Source organism: Pseudoalteromonas aliena, from assembly GCF_038155085.1.
Lineage (GTDB): Bacteria > Pseudomonadota > Gammaproteobacteria > Enterobacterales > Alteromonadaceae > Pseudoalteromonas > Pseudoalteromonas aliena_A.
Map to the genome: position 1 here is coordinate 46,453 of NZ_JBAKAU010000010.1, position 19,263 is coordinate 65,715.

Consider the following 19,263-nt stretch of genomic DNA (forward strand, 5'->3'; position numbering starts at 1 on the left):
ACGGTGGAAACGTGCCAATAAGCAACAACCACCACCGTATTACTGATTCCCCCTAAAAACACTAATCTCACTCTGGCATTAAAATCTGAGGTATAAAATGAAAATCGGTGTTCCAAAAGAAATTCGCACAGGTGAGCGCCGAGTCGCAACAACCCCTGATGCTGTAAGTAAATTAATAAAACTTGGTTTTAATGTCGCCATTGAAGCGGGTGCAGGTATGGCGGCTAATTACACAGATGATGCGTATATCGCAGTAGGTTGTGAAGTAGTTAACTCAGCACAAGATATATGGGCACAATCTGATATTGTGCTCAAAGTACAAGCACCTGAAGTTGATGAAAATACATTACTAAAAAGTGGACAAACATTAATCTGTTTTTTATGGCCTGCCCAAAATCCAGAGATGCTAAAGGATTTAACTCAACGCGGCATCACCGCCATTGCAATAGATAGCATTCCTCGTATTTCTCGGGCACAAAAAATGGATGCCCGAAGCTCAATGGCTAATATATCTGGCTATCGTGCAATTGTAGAGGCAGCCCAACATTTTGGTCGCTTTTTTACCGGACAAATTACAGCGGCAGGAAGAGTTGCTCCCGCCAAGGTACTTGTAATTGGTGCCGGTGTTGCTGGTTTAGCCGCTATTGGTGCTGCAAAAAGTATGGGCGCAATTGTTCGCTCATTTGATACACGTGCTGAAGTAAAAGAGCAAATTGAAAGCATGGACGCTGAATTCTTAATGCTCGACTTTACAGATGAAGACGGCTCAGGCGAAGGCGGTTACGCTAAAGTAATGAGCGATGAATTTATCGAAGCCGAAATGGCATTGTTTGCAACGCAAGCTAAAGACGTTGATATAATTGTTACTACCGCGCTCATACCCGGAAAACCAGCGCCTAAATTGATTACCAGCGAGATGGTTGCATCAATGAAGAGCGGCAGCGTAATAGTCGATCTTGCAGCTGAACAAGGCGGAAACTGTGAATTAACCGTCCCGGGAAAGGTTGCCGTGTGTCATGGCGTGTCGATCATTGGTTACACTGATTTACCAAGTCGCCTTGCTACGCAATCGAGCCAATTATACAGTAATAACTTATACAACCTGTTAGCCGAAATGACCCCAGAAAAAAACGGCGAGCTCTTTGTTGATATGACAAACGACGTTGTATTAGGTGCAACCATATGCACAGAAGGAAAAACAATCTGGCCGTCACCAGCGCCTACACTATCTGCACCCCCTAAAAAGGTTACGACTACACCTAAACCTACTATTGTTGAGAAAAAGAAATCGGTATTTGGACCTATAATTGGCGCCGCTATCGGGGCACTCGCATTGCTTGGGCTTGGTGGCGTTGCACCAGCTGATTTTATGTCTCATTTTACCGTGTTTGTTTTAGCCTGCTTTGTAGGTTATATGGTTATTTGGAGTGTATCGCCTGCACTGCATACGCCTTTAATGAGTGTAACCAATGCCATTTCAAGCATTATTGTTATAGGTGCTTTGATTCAAATAAGCTCAACAGACGACACCATTAAATGGCTTGCCGTTTTTACCGTGTTAATTGCGAGTATTAATATTGTTGGCGGCTTTGCTGTAACACATCGCATGCTCAAAATGTTCCGTAAGTGAGGTTGTCATGATCAGTACTGGTATTGTAACCGTGGCATATATTGCTGCGATGGTTCTTTTTATTTTGGCTTTAAACGGCCTATCCAATCAAGAAACTGCCCGTAAAGGTAATTGGTATGGTATTTCAGGCATGGTTATTGCGCTTTTTGCGACTGTTTTGGGCGTTGTTACCAATAACTATATTGAATTGATGATTGCATTATTAGTGGGTGGCAGTATTGGCCTACTTGTAGCAAAACGCGTGCAAATGACTGAGATTCCAGAGCTGATTGCTATTTTGCACAGCCTTGTTGGGCTCGCGGCTATAATGGTTGGCTATGCTAATTTTTCTGACGCTTCCAGCCACTTTTCGGGTATTGATTTAACTATTCATGATATTGAAACCTATGTAGGAGTTTTAATTGGCACTATTACATTTTCAGGTTCAATTACCGCTTTTGGTAAATTATCTGGTCGAATAGGCAGTAAGCCTTTAATACTACCAGGGCGGCACACATTTAACCTTGTGTTATTAGTTGCTGTTACCTGGCTTGGGCAGCAATTTGTTGTGCAATCGGCTGTAGGGAGTGGCGTGTTGCCACTGGTTATTATGATAGCGCTTGCTTTAGTTTTTGGTGTACATATGGTTATGGCAATTGGCGGTGCCGATATGCCCGTTGTTATATCTATGCTTAATAGTTACTCAGGCTGGGCCGCTGCCGCGACAGGCTTTATGCTAAATAACGACTTACTTATTGTCATTGGCGCATTAGTAGGTTCAAGCGGAGCTATTTTAAGCTACATAATGTGCAAAGCTATGAATCGAAATTTTTTGTCTGTCATTGCCGGCGGCTTTGGTGGTGGCAATGTAAAAGCCTCATCTGGAGAGGTTCAAGATCAAGGTGAAGTGCTTACCATAAGTGCAACCGAAACAGCTGCACTACTTATGAGTGCAAAAGAAGTAATGATTATTCCGGGGTACGGGATGGCCGTTGCAAAAGCACAGCAAATAGTCTCTGAACTCACAAGTAAATTACGTGAAAAAGATATTAACGTGCGCTTTGCAATACACCCTGTTGCAGGGCGAATGCCTGGACAAATGAATGTGTTATTAGCTGAAGCTAAAGTTCCTTACGACATTGTTTTTGAAATGGATGAAGTAAACGACGATTTTTCACAAGTTGATGTTTCACTTGTTATTGGTGCGAACGATATTGTCAATCCATTGGCACTTGAGGAACCAAACAGCCCTATTGCAGGAATGCCTGTACTTGAGTGTTGGCATGGTAAAACATCCATTGTTTTAAAACGCAGTATGGCGACAGGCTATGCAGGCGTGCAAAACCCCTTATTCTTTAAAGAAAACACACAAATGTTATTTGGAGATGCCAAAGACACGTTAGTCGAAGTTGTTGCTGCACTATAAAAGTAACGCTGTAAAGCCGTGGAGGATTCCATGGCTTTGTTATTTTTGCATTACTTAAATTTTATATTTTTGAGTTCCGCTTAATTGCCGTGATTATAACTAGTTAAACTACCTATTAAACCTTTGAGTCAAATTCTATTTTAAGTTATTCAAAACAGGCTCAAACAACGGGAGATATTACGATAGGTACTTAATATAGATAATTATTAAATCACTTTAATAGTTCAGCTATTTATTTAAACAGCGGATTATAGTTTCACGTAGATTTTGCGTTTTAATGGGTTTTGCAACATGGGCATTCATGCCAATGGATAAGTATCGTGTAATATCATCTTTCATAACATTAGCTGTTAAGGCAATTATTGGAATATTTGCGATAGTTTCATCACTATCATTACGAATAATTTGAGTCGCCTCAACACCGTCCATGATAGGCATATGAATATCCATTAAAATTATATCAAACGGCTCTAATTTTACTGTTTGGATGCACTCTAACCCATTATCAACTAAGTAAACCTGAGCGCCGCTATTTTCTAGTATGTTGGTAACTATTAGTCGATTGATTGAATTGTCTTCCACAACTAATACTTTAATACCTGTCAGCGACTGTTCACTCACAGTATTTACTTTAGGCACTTCATTAAAAGAACCGACTACTCTACTTTTCACCTCCTCATACAAGACACTTGAATAAGCAGGTTTTTGCAAAATTGTGTTTATATTTATTTTGCTGACCACATCATTAAGCAAAAGCTCATGATCCCTTGTAAGTACAATTATATTATTGCAAAGCTGGGGATTAATATTATAAATACGCGTTAAAAATGTTTCACTACTCATCGTCGGCATTATCCAATCTACAATAATGACTTTGAATTTTTCTTTATTCTGTCCAATAATATCAATAGCTTTCTTAGCTGACGAGCAAGCAGTACATGCTAAGCCCATAGCTGTAAGCTGATTTTCAATTACCTTAAGATCCTCTTCTTTATCATCTATAATTAATACGTCAAACGGATCAGTAAAAATTAGGTTAGGCGTATCATCAATCAATGCTTGGTTGTTCAATTTAACTTCCACCGAAGCTACAAACTCACTACCCACACCTTGAGTGCTGTGTACCGTTATATCACCACCCATCAATTGGCATAAACGCTTACTAATTGTTAAACCTAACCCTGTACCACCGAACTTCCTAGTTGTAGAACTATCAGCCTGGGTAAATGATTCAAATAAATTGGTAAGATTATCCTCAGCAATGCCAATACCTGAGTCTTTAACCGTAAAATATAAGCAAACACTTTGCGGATCGTCTAATAACTTTCTTGACTCAATTAAAACCGATACAGTGCCGTGAGTGGTGAATTTAATTGCGTTAGAGCATAAATTTAGCAACACCTGATTTATTCGCACTACATCACCGATTAAGTCCAGTTTAACTGCCTCATCAATGACAATATCAAATGTGACCCCTTTACTTTGGGCCAGCTCATTGAAGGTTGCTTTGATGTAATCAACAATCGAATTTACAGAAAAAGGAAATTCTTCAAGGTTAATGTTTCCAGACTCAATTTTTGAAAAGTCTAAAATATCGTTAATAACCACCAGGAGTTGATCTGAGGAATATTTGATTTTATCTAAATAATGCCCATACTCACCAGGTAAACCTTTTTCGATCAAAATATTAGTCAAACCAATAATCCCACTCATAGGGGTTCTAATCTCATGACTCATATTTGCTAAAAACTCAGACTTAGCGGATGTCAGATGCTCTGCTTCCTCCTTGGCGTGCAAAAGCTCTTCAGTGCGTTCTTCAACGCGCGACTCTAACCTTTGCTTTTCTTCATCAAGCTCTATTAAAAGCTGAATGCGGCGTTGGTTTAAAAACAAAACAAAAACTAAAAAACTGCTAAGAATAAAAATAATTGCAGTAGCGCTGTAAATTAATATTTTATTTTTCTCAAAGTAAGTTGGCTCGTAATAAGAGATAATTGACTCTTTCGGCAAGCTCTGCAGAGCAATATTAAACTTACTTAATTGTCGCCAATCATATGAGTATGTACTAAGCCCTTTACCACTAATTTTATTTAAAGCTTTATTTTCATTATAAAAAACTATTGAATCGGCAATACGTTTACCTATTTTTTCACCCGACAAAACATACCCACCAACAACACCTGAGCCTAATAGCACTTCCCAATAGCTAAACACTGGCGCCGGACTTTCTTTTGTTAATCGCTCTATTAGCTGATAAGGACTAAGTGATTTATTATCATAACGCCTAAAAATGGGGGTAAATAAAATAATCGAATCCGCAGGGGCATTTCTTACTCTGGTTAGTAATTCTGGTAATGGAAGATCAAACCACTTTTCTACATTTAAATACGAAAAATCACGGTTAATAACCGGAAATAATCCTCGATGAAAGCTCATACCAATATCGTTTTTTGTATCTAAAATCACGATCAATTTTTTAGGCTTCATTAAATTAACAGCACTTGCTGTTGCTTGCGCGTAATCTAATTTAGCTTGGATCACAGCTCCGCTGGTCTTTTGTGGTAGGTTAAACTGGGCGCCTGGTTCTAAGTATATTCGTGGAGCATTTATAAAAAAATCGTCTAATTGAGATAGTAACTTCGCTGCAGAAGGCGACTGAGTAACAATGATATCGATGTGCTTATTTTTATATTTTTGTTTGAGGTAGCCTTTCATTAACTGCTTTTGATTAACTTCATCAAAGCGATTTACATCCATATTTTCGACAAATAGTTCATAACTAAAAGAACGTTTTGTAAGCTCAGTACGCAGCCCAAACTCAACACTTTTATACCAAGGCATATCTTGATTTGTTGAATTTATAAATAAAATATGAGTAACGTCTGAAGGAAGTTGAGCGTGTGAACTAGGACTCAAGAATTGAAAAACAAGAAATAAAAATAAGATATTAGTTTTCATGTTTCTCATTGTGTAATCAGGGGAAAGTTGTTCAATGGTAAGTGTTAACGATATATATATCAATTAAACACAAGATAAAATTTACTATAATTTAACATTAACAACAATACTATTTCACTTTACAGCCTAATGAGGTCTTATATCGATAGTTTTTAGATTATCATCACAGCGCAATACGCATAAAAAACCCAGTTTTTACACTGGGTTTAGTTTAATACTTCATTAAAAAGTGGTTTATATTTACACTTTGACCTTGGTACATTCATAACACGGTCAAAAATTAATCACAAGAAGAAAGTTACACTAAAAATAGCAAAAAGCCCCGTATGAACGGGGCTTTTCTATAATACATCTTTACACTGTAAAGGTTGGAAAACTAGAATGGAATATCGTCATCAAAATCAATGGTTGGTTCCATTGGGTTTGATGCACCACCTTGCGGAGCACTTTGTGGTTTAGGAGCGAAACCACCTTGCTGCTGCGGTGCACTATTTTGTTGTGGTGCAAAGCCGCCTTGCGGTTGTTGGTATTGATTATTTTGTTGTGGAGCTGGCGCTGACTGAGGTTGCGCTGCAGGTGCTGCTTGCTGTTGTGGAGCATAACCACCTTGTTGCTGGTTATTTTGGCCTTGATTATTTTGACCGTAACCACCGCTTTGTTGAGCACTTTGCGCTTGATTACCTTGGTAACCTCCACCTTGTTGCCCACCTTGTGATTGATTACCTTGGTAACCACCACTTTGTTGATCGCCACCACGTGCACCTAACATTTGCATTTGACCAGTAAAGCCATCTACAACTATTTCTGTAGTGTATTTTTCTTGGCCTTGTTGATCGGTCCACTTACGTGTTTGAAGTTTACCTTCAACATAAATTTGTGAACCTTTTCGACAATATTCACCAACAATTTCAGCTAACTTGCCAAAAAATACAACACGGTGCCACTCAGTTTTATCAACCATTTGGCCAGTGTTCTTATCTTTATAGCTATCCGAAGTTGCTAGGGTAATATTTGCTACACCGTTGCCGTTAGGCATATAACGAACTTCAGGATCTTGCCCTAAATTACCAACCAAAATTACTTTGTTCACACCGCGTGCCATGGAACCATCTCCTATAAATGTTAGATTAAACCAGCGACTTTACGCGCTTGGTCTAGGTCAAATTCTTTATCATTAATCTTTAAATAGCTGCGACTTTCATCGCGAACTACAGTTGCTTCTATTACACCTGGTAAAGCAACTAACTGAGAAGCAAGTACTTGAGCATGCTCTTCAGAATCTAATTTGGTCATTAAACTAATAACTTTACTTTTGGGTGGGACTTGCATTTTCCACGCAATAATAAGCCATATTAACCCAACAAGTGCCGCTGCCGCAAACACAGCTTGCGTCGTTGTAGTTTGTGCTACATAGCCACCTAACATACCGCCCAAAAAGGCGCCTAAAAACTGACTAGATGAGTAGCCTCCCATTGCTGAACCTTTTTGGCTTGCAGGTGCTATTCGCGATACAAGCGCAGGCATAGTGGCTTCTAAAAAGTTAAACGCCACAAAATAAAGCAGCATACACACAGCAATGCCTACTACACTATTAACCCATATCGACATTGCTAACATACTAATAGTTAACAAGGCTACTGAGCCAATAAATGCTTGTTTTTCTTTCTCTTTTTTAATGGCAATAATCATAATGGGTACCATTAAAATAAACGCTAAAAGCAATACCGGAATATATAAATACCAATGGTGGTTTGCCACTAAGCCATCTTTTATTAGCTGGCTCGGCAATACCACAAAAATAGTAGTTAGCGTTAAATGTAGCAGTAACACACCTGCATTTAAACGAGATAACTGTGGATGCTTAATAAGTTTTTTAATGTCGCTAAAGCTTGCCAAGGTATCACCTTTGGGGGCTTTATTAACGGCATTGGGCACTAAAAATAAAATAATACCAATACCAAATATAGCCAGTATTGCTGTTAACCAAAATACGCCTGCCACGCCCCACGACGCTGCAACAATAGGCCCTAATAACATAGCAAAAGCAAAGCTCATGCCTATGCTCATACCAATCACAGCCATTACTTTAGGGCGTTGTTCGTCGCGGCTTAAGTCGCTGGCAAATGCAAGTAATGCACTGGCTATTGCTCCCATACCTTGCAGCGCTCGGCCAACAGTAACCATTTGAATAGATTCAGCAAGTGCAGCAATAACAGAACCCAGCGCAAACACAACTAAGCCACCAACAATGACTTTTTTACGGCCTATTTTATCAGACAAACGTCCCATAGGTATTTGCAGTACTGCTTGGGTTAAACCATAAGCGCCAATTGCAAAACCTATCCACATAGGCGAAAAACCATCAAGCGATTGGCCATAAATAGCCAATACAGGCATCAGCATAAACAAGCCGAGCATTCTAAATGCAAACACACTCGCCAGCGATACAGCGGCGCGTTTTTCTCGTGAATTAAGTGAAGATGCGGTCATTATCTGCGTAATCTTACGATATGAAAAATTTAGGGTGGGATTCTACCATAAGCTTGGCAATAATTAATCGCTTATAAGTAAGGATTTTTTCGTTGATCATTGATTAATAATGTTTCGTATTATGCGATACTGAGCAAATAATTTTGGTAATAAACGAGATAGCATGGAAAACATTGAAGTCCGAGGCGCCCGTACGCACAATTTAAAAGACATCAGCCTAACCATCCCACGTGATAAATTAATTGTTATCACTGGCCTATCTGGTTCGGGAAAGTCATCACTGGCATTTGATACTTTATATGCAGAAGGACAGCGTCGTTATGTTGAGTCACTTTCTGCCTACGCAAGGCAATTTTTATCGTTAATGGAAAAGCCTGACGTTGATCATATTGAAGGCCTCTCTCCCGCCATTTCTATTGAGCAAAAATCAACATCGCACAACCCTCGCTCAACAGTAGGTACCATTACCGAAATATACGATTACTTACGGTTAATGTTTGCCCGCGTGGGCGAACCACGATGCCCAACCCACGACTTGCCGCTTGCAGCACAAACAATTAGCCAAATGGTTGATACCGTTTTGGCACTGCCAGAGGGCACTAAGCTAATGCTTTTAGCCCCAGTGGTAAAAGAACGTAAAGGTGAGCACGTAAAATTACTTGAGCAGCTTGCAAGCCAAGGTTACATTCGTGCTCGTATAGATGGTGAAGTATGCGACTTATCCGATCCGCCAACGCTTGAACTTCATAAAAAGCATACAATTGAAGTAGTTGTTGACCGCTTTAAAGTTAAAGATGGCCAGCAGCAGCGTTTAGCTGAGTCATTTGAAACCGCACTTGAGATGTCTGGCGGTGTGGCAAATGTAGCCTACATGGACGACAGCAGCATTGAAGAAATGCTGTTTTCAGCCAACTTTGCCTGCCCTACTTGTGGCTACGCAATGACTGAATTAGAGCCGCGTTTATTTTCGTTTAATAACCCTGCCGGCGCGTGTCAAAGCTGTGACGGTTTAGGCGTACGCCAATACTTTGATCCTAACCGCGTAGTACATAACCCTGAACTAAGCTTGGCCGGTGGTGCAATAAAAGGGTGGGATAAACGCAGCTTTTATTACTTTCAAATGCTTCAAGCGGTAGCCGAGCATTATAAATTTGATTTAGATGTACCGTTTGAAAAGCTGGCTAAAGTATCTCAGAAAATTATTTTAGAGGGCTCAGGGCAAACTAAAATTGCTTTTAATTACCGTAACGACAGAGGCGATTTAATAACACGCAACCACGAGTTTGAAGGCGTGTTAAATAACATGAACCGTCGCTATCGCGAAACAGAGTCGAATTCGGTGCGCGAAGAGCTCGCTAAATATCAAACTAGTCAAGCGTGCCCTAGTTGTCATGGCTCTCGTTTACGCCAAGAAGCACGCCACGTATTTATAGGTCAAACAAACCTGCCTGCTATTACTACTATGAGCATTGGCGAAGCGATGGACTTTTTTGAAGGATTATCTCTTACGGGTCAAAAAGCCCAAATAGCTGAAAAAATTCTAAAAGAAATTCGCGATCGCTTATCGTTTTTAATTAATGTTGGCCTTAATTACTTATCACTTGAGCGCAGTGCCGATACCCTCTCTGGTGGTGAAGCGCAGCGTATTCGTTTAGCCAGCCAGATTGGTGCGGGCCTTGTAGGCGTAATGTACGTACTGGATGAGCCATCAATTGGTTTACACCAGCGCGATAACGACCGTTTATTACAAACATTGGTGCATTTGCGCGACTTAGGTAACACCGTTATTGTTGTTGAGCATGATGAAGACGCGATCCGCGCAGCCGATCATATTATTGATATTGGCCCAGGTGCGGGTGTGCACGGCGGCCATATTATTGCACAAGGTACACGCGACGATATTTTAGCCACTAAAGACTCAGTAACTGGCCAGTTTTTATCAGGCGTGCGCAAGATAGAAGTACCAAAAGAGCGTAACCCAACTAACGATAAATGGCTTGAGCTATTTGGCGCAACAGGTAACAACCTTAAAAATGTCGATTTAAAAATTCCATTTGGCTTAATGACCTGTATAACAGGGGTATCGGGCTCTGGTAAATCAACACTTATAAACGATACATTATTCAAACTAGCGCATACTGAATTAAACGGCGCAACCACAGCAGAAGCCGCACCGTATAAATCAATTAGTGGTCTTGATCATTTTGATAAAGTAATTGATATTGATCAAAGCCCAATTGGCCGTACACCACGCTCAAACCCTGCTACCTATACCGGTATTTTTACGGGTATTCGAGAGTTGTTTGCGGGCACACAAGAGTCACGCTCTCGTGGATATAAAGTGGGTCGCTTTAGTTTTAACGTTAAAGGTGGACGCTGTGAAGCCTGCCAAGGTGATGGCGTAATTAAGGTAGAAATGCACTTTTTACCTGATGTATATGTACCATGTGATGTATGTAAAGGGCAGCGCTACAACCGCGAAACTCTAGAAGTACAATACAAAGGTAAAAACATTCACCAAGTACTCGAAATGACCGTTGAAGACGCGCACGACTACTTTGATAAAATACCTGCAATAGCCCGTAAGCTTAAAACGCTAATGGACGTTGGTTTATCGTATGTTCGCTTAGGACAAGCAGCTACTACGCTCTCTGGTGGTGAAGCTCAGCGTGTAAAACTTGCCCGGGAGCTTTCTAAACGCGATACAGGTAAAACACTGTACATACTTGATGAGCCCACAACCGGCCTTCACTTTGCCGATATTGAACAGCTACTTGTTGTATTACATCGCCTACGCGATCATGGTAATACCATTGTGGTTATTGAGCATAACTTAGATGTGGTTAAAACCGCAGACTGGGTGGTTGATTTAGGCCCTGAAGGTGGCGCTGGCGGCGGTGAAATACTCATTGCAGGCACGCCTGAAGAAGTAGCTGAATGTGAGCGCTCGCACACAGGGCATTACCTAAAGCCATTACTTTAATATAAATTATAAAAAGCACCAAGCAGTTAACTGTTTAGTGCTTTTTTATGCGTACTGCTTTGCCTTATACCTCGCTATTCATTCCAACTCATTTGTACTATTTGCATGTCTTTATACTTAGATCCTGTAAACAATATTTCATTGTTTTCGCTCACTATAAAACCAATAGGTCGAAAGTCCACGTGTATATCTTGTATAGTTTGATCGTGTAAATTTAGTCTAGCGACTCTAGAAATAGAATCTGAATAATAGAAATAGTCTTTGCTAACTCCATACGCAACTGACTTTTTGGCGTTTTTAGGTAATTCCCAGCTTTGCCTATCTGAAAGGCGAATTAACTGATTATCATTGGTTACGTACCCGTTACCTTTACCATCTGAAATGAGTTTATTAGCTTTTATATCTTCTATCACATGTGTATCGCGCGTTACTAAATTAAATTCTGCCAATATATTTTTTGAACCAAGTCGCTTAACATAAATAATGCTGTCGTTATTTTTTGACCAAATATAGCTTACTATTTTATGTTTATTAAATTCTTCAAATGGATAAAATTTTTGAGCGTTTACGTCATAAAGTGAAAAACCTTTGTTTTTCATGAATATCATGCGTTGCTTATTAGGAGAAGCTCTTAGTCCTCCTAATACAAAAGTTGATGAGCCATCATCGTAATTAAAAAAGCTAAGTTGCTTTGTAAGACCATTTTGAGAAAGCCACAATTGACTGGTGCCAGAACGCTCTGATACAAAAACATGGGCTGTCCCTTCCTTATTAATTATTTCAGCAATGTTGTATTCGTCTTTATCACTTTTATAAAGTGCTTCATACTCAGGATTATCACTAAAAGGGTCTGTAGCTTTAATAAGCGAGTATGCCTGTGTCATTTTTTCCGAGTAAAATAGGCTGTTATCAGAGTGAACCGCTATATAATAAGGGGTTATTTTTGGGGTTACTGTTAGCGTGTGTTTAACAATGTTTTTTTCATCAAACATAATAGTAGAAAGCTCAGAGCCCTCAAATACCATTATGCCTTTATCATCAGGAAGCCAGTCAAAAGCAAAGCTAATTACGCTTTTCTTTGCTTTAAATAAACGCTTGGTTTCATGGGTCTCAAAGTTGTAGCTAAATACAGAAAAAGGCTTACCTTTTTGACTAAGTATATACGCTATTTTATCACCAGATTGGGATAAACGCGGCATAATTACGCCATACATTACCCCTGGTGGTGGGATCACTATGAATTCTTTTTTAAGTTCTAAATCGAATTTATATAAACCTGAACCCTCATGCTCATTTTTATACTCGGTGTAATAAATATGCTCTCCACTTTCGTCTACTTGCGCATAACCTGTGTATCTAAGATCACACTCTTTAATTGAGGTGGCCTCTCCTATAACAGGAAACTGGCTTAAATCAACCAGTACCATTTCACACTTTTGCCGCTTTAAATTGGTAGCTTGTAATAACACCGACTGCTGATTTAACTGCCACGATAAAATGGATACCTGAAAGCCTGGATAGGTAATTTCAACTTCCCTTTGATCAGAAAGTCGCTTTACAAATGCATGCATTACGTCATTTTCCGGCTCTACATTAGTGTAAGCTAAAAACTGTTTATCGGATGATAATTCAGGGTGAACCTCACTGCCTATATTCCATGTACTCGCCACCTTATTTACCGTGATCTGTTTTCCTTTATCTTTAGAAGGAGTGCTAACAGACAGCCATGTTAGCCATGCAAAAAAGCATAAGCATACAACGGCTAATAAAGAATAAAAGATGGGCTTTTTTAAACTGCTTTTTTTAAAAGATTGAGTGGAAGGTGCTTCTACAGCATCCTCATTTTTTGAACTCAAAACATGTGGCTCATTCAATACTTGTGAGGAGGTATCAGCGTCGTTAACTTGCGATATACGCTCTGGAATAACCGTTAGGCTATAACCCTTTCGATAATGCGTTTTTAAAAGTGGTGCTTTTTCGATTGGATGAGCAAGCTGCTTTCTTAACTCTGAAATTGCACGGTTAATCGCGTTATCGTCAACAAAGCTTTGCTGCCACACACATTCTATGAGCGTTTGGCGAGAAACTATTTGTTGTGGGTTACTTATAAAATGCAGTAATAACTTTACTAAAAGTGGATCTAATTCCCTTTCTAAATGGTTTGAAGTAATCACACAGCGATTACTAATAAATTGCCAAGGTCCGATTTGATAATTCATAGTCTTTACGTATTTTTATTTTTATAAACCGTATCACATCTACATATTATTTTATAGAAAAAGCATTTTAAACCTTATATTAACATTATAAGATTTAAGTCTAACACACTAAATTTAAACAACTATTTAATTATAAAAACTTATATATTAATTGCTCATAACTAGATAAGCGACTCTTAATAAATTCAACGATATTCTTTAAACCGTCATCAACAAGCAGCTTAGTAAAAAATCATTTGTGATTCTAAATTCGCTGCAATCAAAAATATAAAAGGTTTAATTATGAACAACACAATGAAAAAAGTACTACCGGCTTTACTACTAGCAACTGCTTTTAATACAGCTTCAGTTATTGCAGCTGACGATAAACAACACACCGTTCAAAGTAATTTTGATCAATGCATGATTGGTGAAAACATAGAGGCGACTAACCCAGTTAATAAAAATCAGCAAAAAACAAACAAAATAGACGCCTCTGAGTCTTTAAAAAGTAATGTTGATACACAAACGTTACTTTCTTCAATTGATGAAAAAATATCAGCTGAACTTGACTCTTCAATGAGCCAAATAAACTCGCAAATTGATAAAAACCTTTCAAGGGTAACATCGTCAATCACTGCATATTTCAGCACTGTGTTATCGAACTAAAAACAATAAAATTAAAAGTTACATTAAGGAATTATCATGAAAAAATTCACAAAGGAATTAGTATCTGCCAGCGTATTACTTAGCTGTAGTCTTTTAGCAAATACAGCACATGCTCAAAGCTCTGTATGGCAAGTAAGCAATGGTAATGACTCACTATTTATTGGCGGCACAGTACACATACTACCTAAAGCTGAAATGCCACTACCCGCTGAGTTTAACCATGCTTATGAACAAGCGGATACAATTATTTTAGAAGCACCAGTACCTGATCCAGCCGATACTAATGCGCAAATGCAAATGTTAGGCGCGCTATCGTATACAAATAACGAAACATTGAGTCAAAAGCTAGAACCCGAGATTAAGGCCTCACTTGAAAATAAGCTTAGCGAATTTGGCGCTAATCTCGCTAAATTAGATGGCTTTCGTCCTGCTATGGTGAGTATTGTTTTAATGTCGATGGAGCTTCAAAAGCAAAACTTAATGGGTGAGGGGGTTGATGCTTACTTTACTAAAAAAGCGACTGGAGATAACAAAACAAAAAATTACTTAGAAACAATGGAATTTCAGTTAGAGCTTTATAAAACAATGGGTCAAGGCAACGAAAACGACTTCATTAAACGTAACTTAGCCGAGCTGAACAACTATGGCGATATGTTTGAAGGACTTTTAGCTGCCTGGCGCAAAGGTGATACGGACACCCTAAATAAAGTGGCACTTGAAGATATGCAGAAGAATGATCCAAGTAGCTATAAACAGCTCATTACGGATAGAAATAATAATTGGTTACCAAAGGTAGAAGCCATGTTTAATAACGATAAAAATGAGTTTGTACTTGTTGGAGTTGCCCATCTTGCAGGCCAAGATAGCTTACTCACATTACTTGAAAACAAAGGCTACAGCGTTTCTTTAGTCAATGTTGATAGTGCGGCAGATATAATAGTAAAAGGGGCTGAATAATGGATAAAACAGACAAACTAGCGATATCGCTACTGTTTCTATTTGGTTCTATCATGTTGATATGTGCTATATAAAAAATGCCGCTAACAAGCGGCATTTTCTATTTTAATAAATTTACCCGCGCGCAATAAAACCAAGCGCATCGTATACCGATTTCAATGTTTTCTCAGCACGTACACTTGCTTTTTCAGCACCTGACTTCATTATGCTATCAAGTAAGTTTTGGTCTTCTCTGATCTCTTTAAAGCGTGCTTGAATTGGCTCAATCATATTTACAACTGCATCTGCTGTATCTTTCTTTAAATGACCATACATTTTATCTTCATACTCAGGAACAAGGTCTTCAATTGAGCGCTTAGTTGCAACACTCAATAAAGTAAGCAAGTTTGATACGCCAGGCTTTTCTGTGCGATCAAAATAAATACGTGCTTGTTCATCTGAATCAGTTACTGCTTTTTTAAGCTTTTTCACAATTTGTTTAGGCTCATCTAATAACATGATGTAACCATTTGGGTTTTCGTCAGACTTAGACATTTTTTTAAGTGGATCTTGCAAGCTCATTACGCGTGCACCAAACTGTGGAATGTACGGCTCTGGTAATTTAAATACGTCGCCGTATAAATTATTAAAGCGTGTGGCTATATCGCGAGTCAGCTCTAAGTGTTGCTTTTGATCGTCCCCAACTGGTACTTGATCAGCTTGGTATAATAAAATATCCGCAGCTTGCAATACTGGATATGAAAATAAGCCCACGTTTACGTTATTTGCGTGCTTAGATGACTTGTCCTTAAACTGAGTCATTCGATTAAGCTCACCCATTTGCGCGTAACAATTTAATACCCACGCTAATTGTGCGTGCTCAGGTACTTGCGATTGTACAAATAACGCAGATTTTTCAGGATCAATGCCACATGCCGCGTAAAGAGCAATACCATCTAACACTCGAGAGCGCAGTAATTCAGGCTCTTGGCGAACCGTAATAGCGTGTAAGTCTACTAACATAAAGAAACTTTCGTGGTCTTCCTGTAACTTTAGCCACTGGTTAATAGCGCCAACATAGTTGCCTATTGTCATACCACCGGTTGGCTGAATGCCGCTTAAAACTACTGGTTTACTCATGATTTTCCTTTATTTTGCTTAATGAATAATATTTAACGCTGCGTTAGAACAGGTATTATATCTAAGAAGTTATCGCATAGGTACTGCGGATTATAATCCTCAAGATTCTCACCTTGGTTATAGCCATAACTAAGTGCAATTACGTCTATATTGGCGGCCTTAGCTGCAAGTATATCGCTTTTAGAATCACCTATCATTATTGCTTTATTAAGCTCCGCATTTAGTTTTTTGCAGGCAAATAGCAATGGTTCGGGAGATGGTTTTTTTGCCATATCGTCACCGCATACTATCACATCAAAATGACTCGTTAGTGCCAGTTTATCGAGCAGTTTCTCTGTAAAGATTCGAGACTTATTAGTGATTAATGCTTTAGGCATACCGCGAAGTGCTGCAAGACCAGTTTCTACATGTTGGTACAAAACACTATACTTACCAACTTGTTGTTCATAATACTTGTAGAACTGTAATATTGCTTTGCCACTAAGTGATTCATCAAGATTTTCACTCACTTGCATATCACCACTCAATGCACGTTTAACAAGGACTTCAACACCATTACCAACCCAACTTTCAACAAGGCGTTGGCTAACAATAGGAAAAGCAAAATCGCTCAAGGTTAAATTAATAGCGATATACAAGTCGTAAACGCTATCAACCAAGGTACCATCTAAATCAAACAAGGCTACATCGTACTTCATTACTTGACACTTCCAAGCTGCTTGCGCATTTGATCAATCACAACCTTGTAATCTGGTTGATTAAAAATAGCTGAGCCTGCAACAAACATATCAGCACCCGCTTGTGCTGCTGCTGCAATATTATCGACTTTAATACCACCATCAACCTCTAAACGAATATCTCGGCCTGATTCAATAATGCGTTGTTTTGCTTGGCGTAATTTTTCAAGCGTATGAGGGATAAAACTTTGCCCACCAAACCCAGGATTTACCGACATTAGCAATATTGTATCTAGTTTATCGATAACATGGTCGAGGTAACTTAAGCTAGTTGCAGGATTAAATACTAAACCCGCTTTACAGCCATGCTCTTTGATTAGCTGAATTGTGCGGTCAATATGCTCGCTAGCCTCTGGATGAAAAGTAATAATAGAAGCACCTGCCTCAGCAAATAAAGGTATTATGCTATCTACAGGCTTAACCATTAAATGTACGTCGATAGGTGCTGTAATACCGTAATCCCTTAGTGCTTTGCACACCATAGGACCAATTGTGAGATTAGGTACATAGTGATTATCCATTACATCAAAGTGAACCACGTCAGCACCCGCATCGAGAACTTTATCAACATCTTCACCTAGTTTTGCAAAATCAGCAGACAAAATAGAAGGGGCTATTAAATATTTTTGCTCTGGGTTAAACATGATTAACTCCATCAATAAATAGTGTATTGCGTTAATGTAACTTAATTGAAGATGTTACCCAAGTAATATGGCGTAATAGCCCCCTTTTTAGGTAACTTTAAGTTTGATATTTAACCAACGTTTGCTATGATTGAAAAAGTAACAAATTATTGGATTTCATCATGCGTGCTTTTAAAATTGGGATATTAATTGCGTCGGCATTACTGCTTATCGGGGCGTTTAGCTTTGGTTCAAGCTCTGAGCAAGAATTAAGCTCAGTGGGTAACTGTCATAATACACAAGCGGTAAGTGCTCAAAATACTTTAACTGCGTGTATTAAAGTTGAAGAAGAGTCATCATGGTTTTCGTGGTTAACTGGCGATAGCCGTAGTGCTCAGTTTCATTACCTTGATTTACTGGAGCTACTTACTAGCTCTGAAGATTCTAAAAACGCTCCTTCTTTAAAGCCTTTATTTTAAATAATGCTACAATTTTTTAGCGCGTTGCAAAGTGTGCTAGCTGCACTTTTTGGTGTTCAGTCTGAAAATAAACGCCGAGTCGATTTTAAACAACACTCTCCTATCTCTATCATTCTAATTGCGATTGCACTATTTATTGCTTTTGTTATCGCAATTTACGCAGTAGTTGCTTGGGTGCTAAATACATAGCCATCAACTCGTCAACTTTATTTCTAGAGCCACCTTTAGGGCTAATAGTGCGCTTTACTTGAATTTGCTCAAGCGATGCTTGGCTATAAATTTTACGTGTCCACACAGTGTCATGGTTTGAAATAAGTACAGGCGTGTTATTCTCAAATGCAGCCTGTTCTGCCAAGTTAGCTAAGTTAGCCTGATCATCTAAATTAAATCCCCCTTTAGCGTAAGATGTAAAAGAAGCGGTTTTACTTAGTGGCACATAAGGAGGATCGCAGTAGATAACAGCATTATTAGGTACTAATTTGAAAACATCATCGTAATCTAAACAAGTAAAGGTTGCTGTTTGTGCTTTTTCAGCAAAAAAATACATTTCTTTTTCAGGAAAGTAAGGCTTTTTATACTTACCAAAAGGCACATTAAAAATGCCTTTTAAATTATATCTACAAAGTCCATTGTAGCCATGACGGTTCATGTATAAAAACAAAATTGAACGTTCATATACATCACGACTTTGATTAAACTGCACACGATATTCGTAATACGCATCTGCATGGTTATTCAAATCAACAAATAACTTTTTTGCATCACTAATGAGCTCATCTGGAGAGTTTTTAAGCTCTTTATATAAGTTAATTAAGTCTGCATTGATATCGTTGAGAATATAGTGCTTAAAATTACTATTTAAAAACACAGATCCTGCACCGACAAAAGGTTCAACCAATGTATCTGCATGTTTACTAGCTTGATTTAATCGCGCGTTAATATCTTCAACTAGACTGTATTTCCCGCCGGCCCATTTAAGGAAGGCTCTACTCTTTTGCTGCATTGGCTCTTTACT

The 19,263-nt window shown here is 38.8% G+C and carries 15 protein-coding genes; 7 read left to right on the top strand and 8 right to left on the bottom strand.

The window, feature by feature from the left end:
* Nucleotides 1–97: 97 nt before the first annotated feature.
* Entirely contained in the window at nt 98–1,630 is a 1,533-nt protein-coding gene (locus V6260_RS11215) for a Re/Si-specific NAD(P)(+) transhydrogenase subunit alpha (RefSeq protein ID WP_341594157.1), read from the top strand.
* Between the two features lie 10 nt (nt 1,631–1,640).
* A complete protein-coding gene (gene pntB / locus V6260_RS11220; protein ID WP_341594232.1) occupies nt 1,641–3,035 on the top strand; it encodes a Re/Si-specific NAD(P)(+) transhydrogenase subunit beta in 1,395 nt (464 codons plus the stop codon).
* Nucleotides 3,036–3,263: 228 nt separating this feature from the next.
* On the opposite strand, the gene V6260_RS11225 is transcribed toward pntB, so the two are convergent.
* The 3 genes from V6260_RS11225 to V6260_RS11235 form a co-directional block, all read right to left on the bottom strand.
* The gene (locus tag V6260_RS11225) at nt 3,264–5,993 is read right to left on the bottom strand and encodes a response regulator (RefSeq protein WP_341594158.1); all 2,730 of its coding nucleotides are present in this window, start codon (nt 5,991–5,993) and stop codon (nt 3,264–3,266) included.
* A 376-nt stretch (nt 5,994–6,369) separates the two neighbouring features.
* On the bottom strand, nt 6,370–7,095 hold the full coding sequence (ssb, locus tag V6260_RS11230) for a single-stranded DNA-binding protein (RefSeq protein ID WP_039485810.1): 726 nt from the start codon (nt 7,093–7,095) through the stop codon (nt 6,370–6,372).
* Nucleotides 7,096–7,115: 20 nt separating this feature from the next.
* Nucleotides 7,116–8,483, bottom strand: a complete 1,368-nt coding sequence (locus V6260_RS11235; RefSeq protein ID WP_341594159.1) for an MFS transporter — start codon at nt 8,481–8,483, stop codon at nt 7,116–7,118.
* A 163-nt stretch (nt 8,484–8,646) separates the two neighbouring features.
* Between V6260_RS11235 and uvrA the strand changes: the two genes are divergently transcribed.
* Nucleotides 8,647–11,466, top strand: coding sequence for an excinuclease ABC subunit UvrA (uvrA, locus tag V6260_RS11240; protein WP_341594160.1), 2,820 nt, complete (start codon nt 8,647–8,649; stop codon nt 11,464–11,466).
* 74 nt (nt 11,467–11,540) lie between these two features.
* On the opposite strand, the gene V6260_RS11245 is transcribed toward uvrA, so the two are convergent.
* Nucleotides 11,541–13,685: a helix-turn-helix domain-containing protein gene (locus V6260_RS11245; RefSeq protein WP_341594161.1), complete on the bottom strand. Its 2,145-nt coding sequence runs from the start codon at nt 13,683–13,685 to the stop codon at nt 11,541–11,543.
* Nucleotides 13,686–13,967: 282 nt separating this feature from the next.
* Between V6260_RS11245 and V6260_RS11250 the strand changes: the two genes are divergently transcribed.
* Nucleotides 13,968–14,333, top strand: a complete 366-nt coding sequence (locus tag V6260_RS11250) for a hypothetical protein (RefSeq protein ID WP_341594162.1) — start codon at nt 13,968–13,970, stop codon at nt 14,331–14,333.
* Nucleotides 14,334–14,369: 36 nt separating this feature from the next.
* Nucleotides 14,370–15,290 (top strand): TraB/GumN family protein, encoded by a 921-nt coding sequence (locus tag V6260_RS11255; RefSeq protein ID WP_341594163.1) that lies wholly within the window; start codon nt 14,370–14,372, stop codon nt 15,288–15,290.
* Nucleotides 15,291–15,404: 114 nt separating this feature from the next.
* Here V6260_RS11255 and trpS read toward each other — a convergent pair whose 3' ends face one another.
* Genes trpS through rpe form a run of 3 tightly spaced genes read right to left on the bottom strand, consistent with a single transcriptional unit; the run spans nt 15,405 to nt 17,790 of the window.
* Nucleotides 15,405–16,409: a tryptophan--tRNA ligase gene (gene trpS, locus V6260_RS11260; RefSeq protein WP_341594164.1), complete on the bottom strand. Its 1,005-nt coding sequence runs from the start codon at nt 16,407–16,409 to the stop codon at nt 15,405–15,407.
* A gap of 32 nt (nt 16,410–16,441) precedes the next feature.
* On the bottom strand, nt 16,442–17,107 hold the full coding sequence (locus tag V6260_RS11265; RefSeq protein ID WP_341594165.1) for a phosphoglycolate phosphatase: 666 nt from the start codon (nt 17,105–17,107) through the stop codon (nt 16,442–16,444).
* A complete protein-coding gene (rpe, locus tag V6260_RS11270) occupies nt 17,107–17,790 on the bottom strand; it encodes a ribulose-phosphate 3-epimerase (protein WP_341594166.1) in 684 nt (227 codons plus the stop codon). The genes V6260_RS11265 and rpe overlap by 1 nt, the downstream gene beginning before the upstream one ends.
* A 161-nt stretch (nt 17,791–17,951) precedes the next feature.
* Here rpe and V6260_RS11275 point away from each other — a divergent pair, with 161 nt between their 5' ends.
* Both V6260_RS11275 and V6260_RS11280 read left to right on the top strand, forming a co-directional pair.
* On the top strand, nt 17,952–18,248 hold the full coding sequence (locus V6260_RS11275) for a hypothetical protein (RefSeq protein ID WP_341594167.1): 297 nt from the start codon (nt 17,952–17,954) through the stop codon (nt 18,246–18,248).
* 3 nt (nt 18,249–18,251) lie between these two features.
* Nucleotides 18,252–18,437 carry a DUF2970 domain-containing protein gene (locus tag V6260_RS11280; protein ID WP_341594168.1) on the top strand — a complete coding sequence of 62 codons (186 nt, stop codon included), beginning with the start codon at nt 18,252–18,254 and terminating at the stop codon, nt 18,435–18,437.
* On the opposite strand, the gene V6260_RS11285 is transcribed toward V6260_RS11280, so the two are convergent.
* Nucleotides 18,394–19,251: a Dam family site-specific DNA-(adenine-N6)-methyltransferase gene (locus V6260_RS11285; protein WP_341594169.1), complete on the bottom strand. Its 858-nt coding sequence runs from the start codon at nt 19,249–19,251 to the stop codon at nt 18,394–18,396. The genes V6260_RS11280 and V6260_RS11285 overlap by 44 nt on opposite strands.
* Between the last annotated feature and the right edge of the window lie 12 nt (nt 19,252–19,263).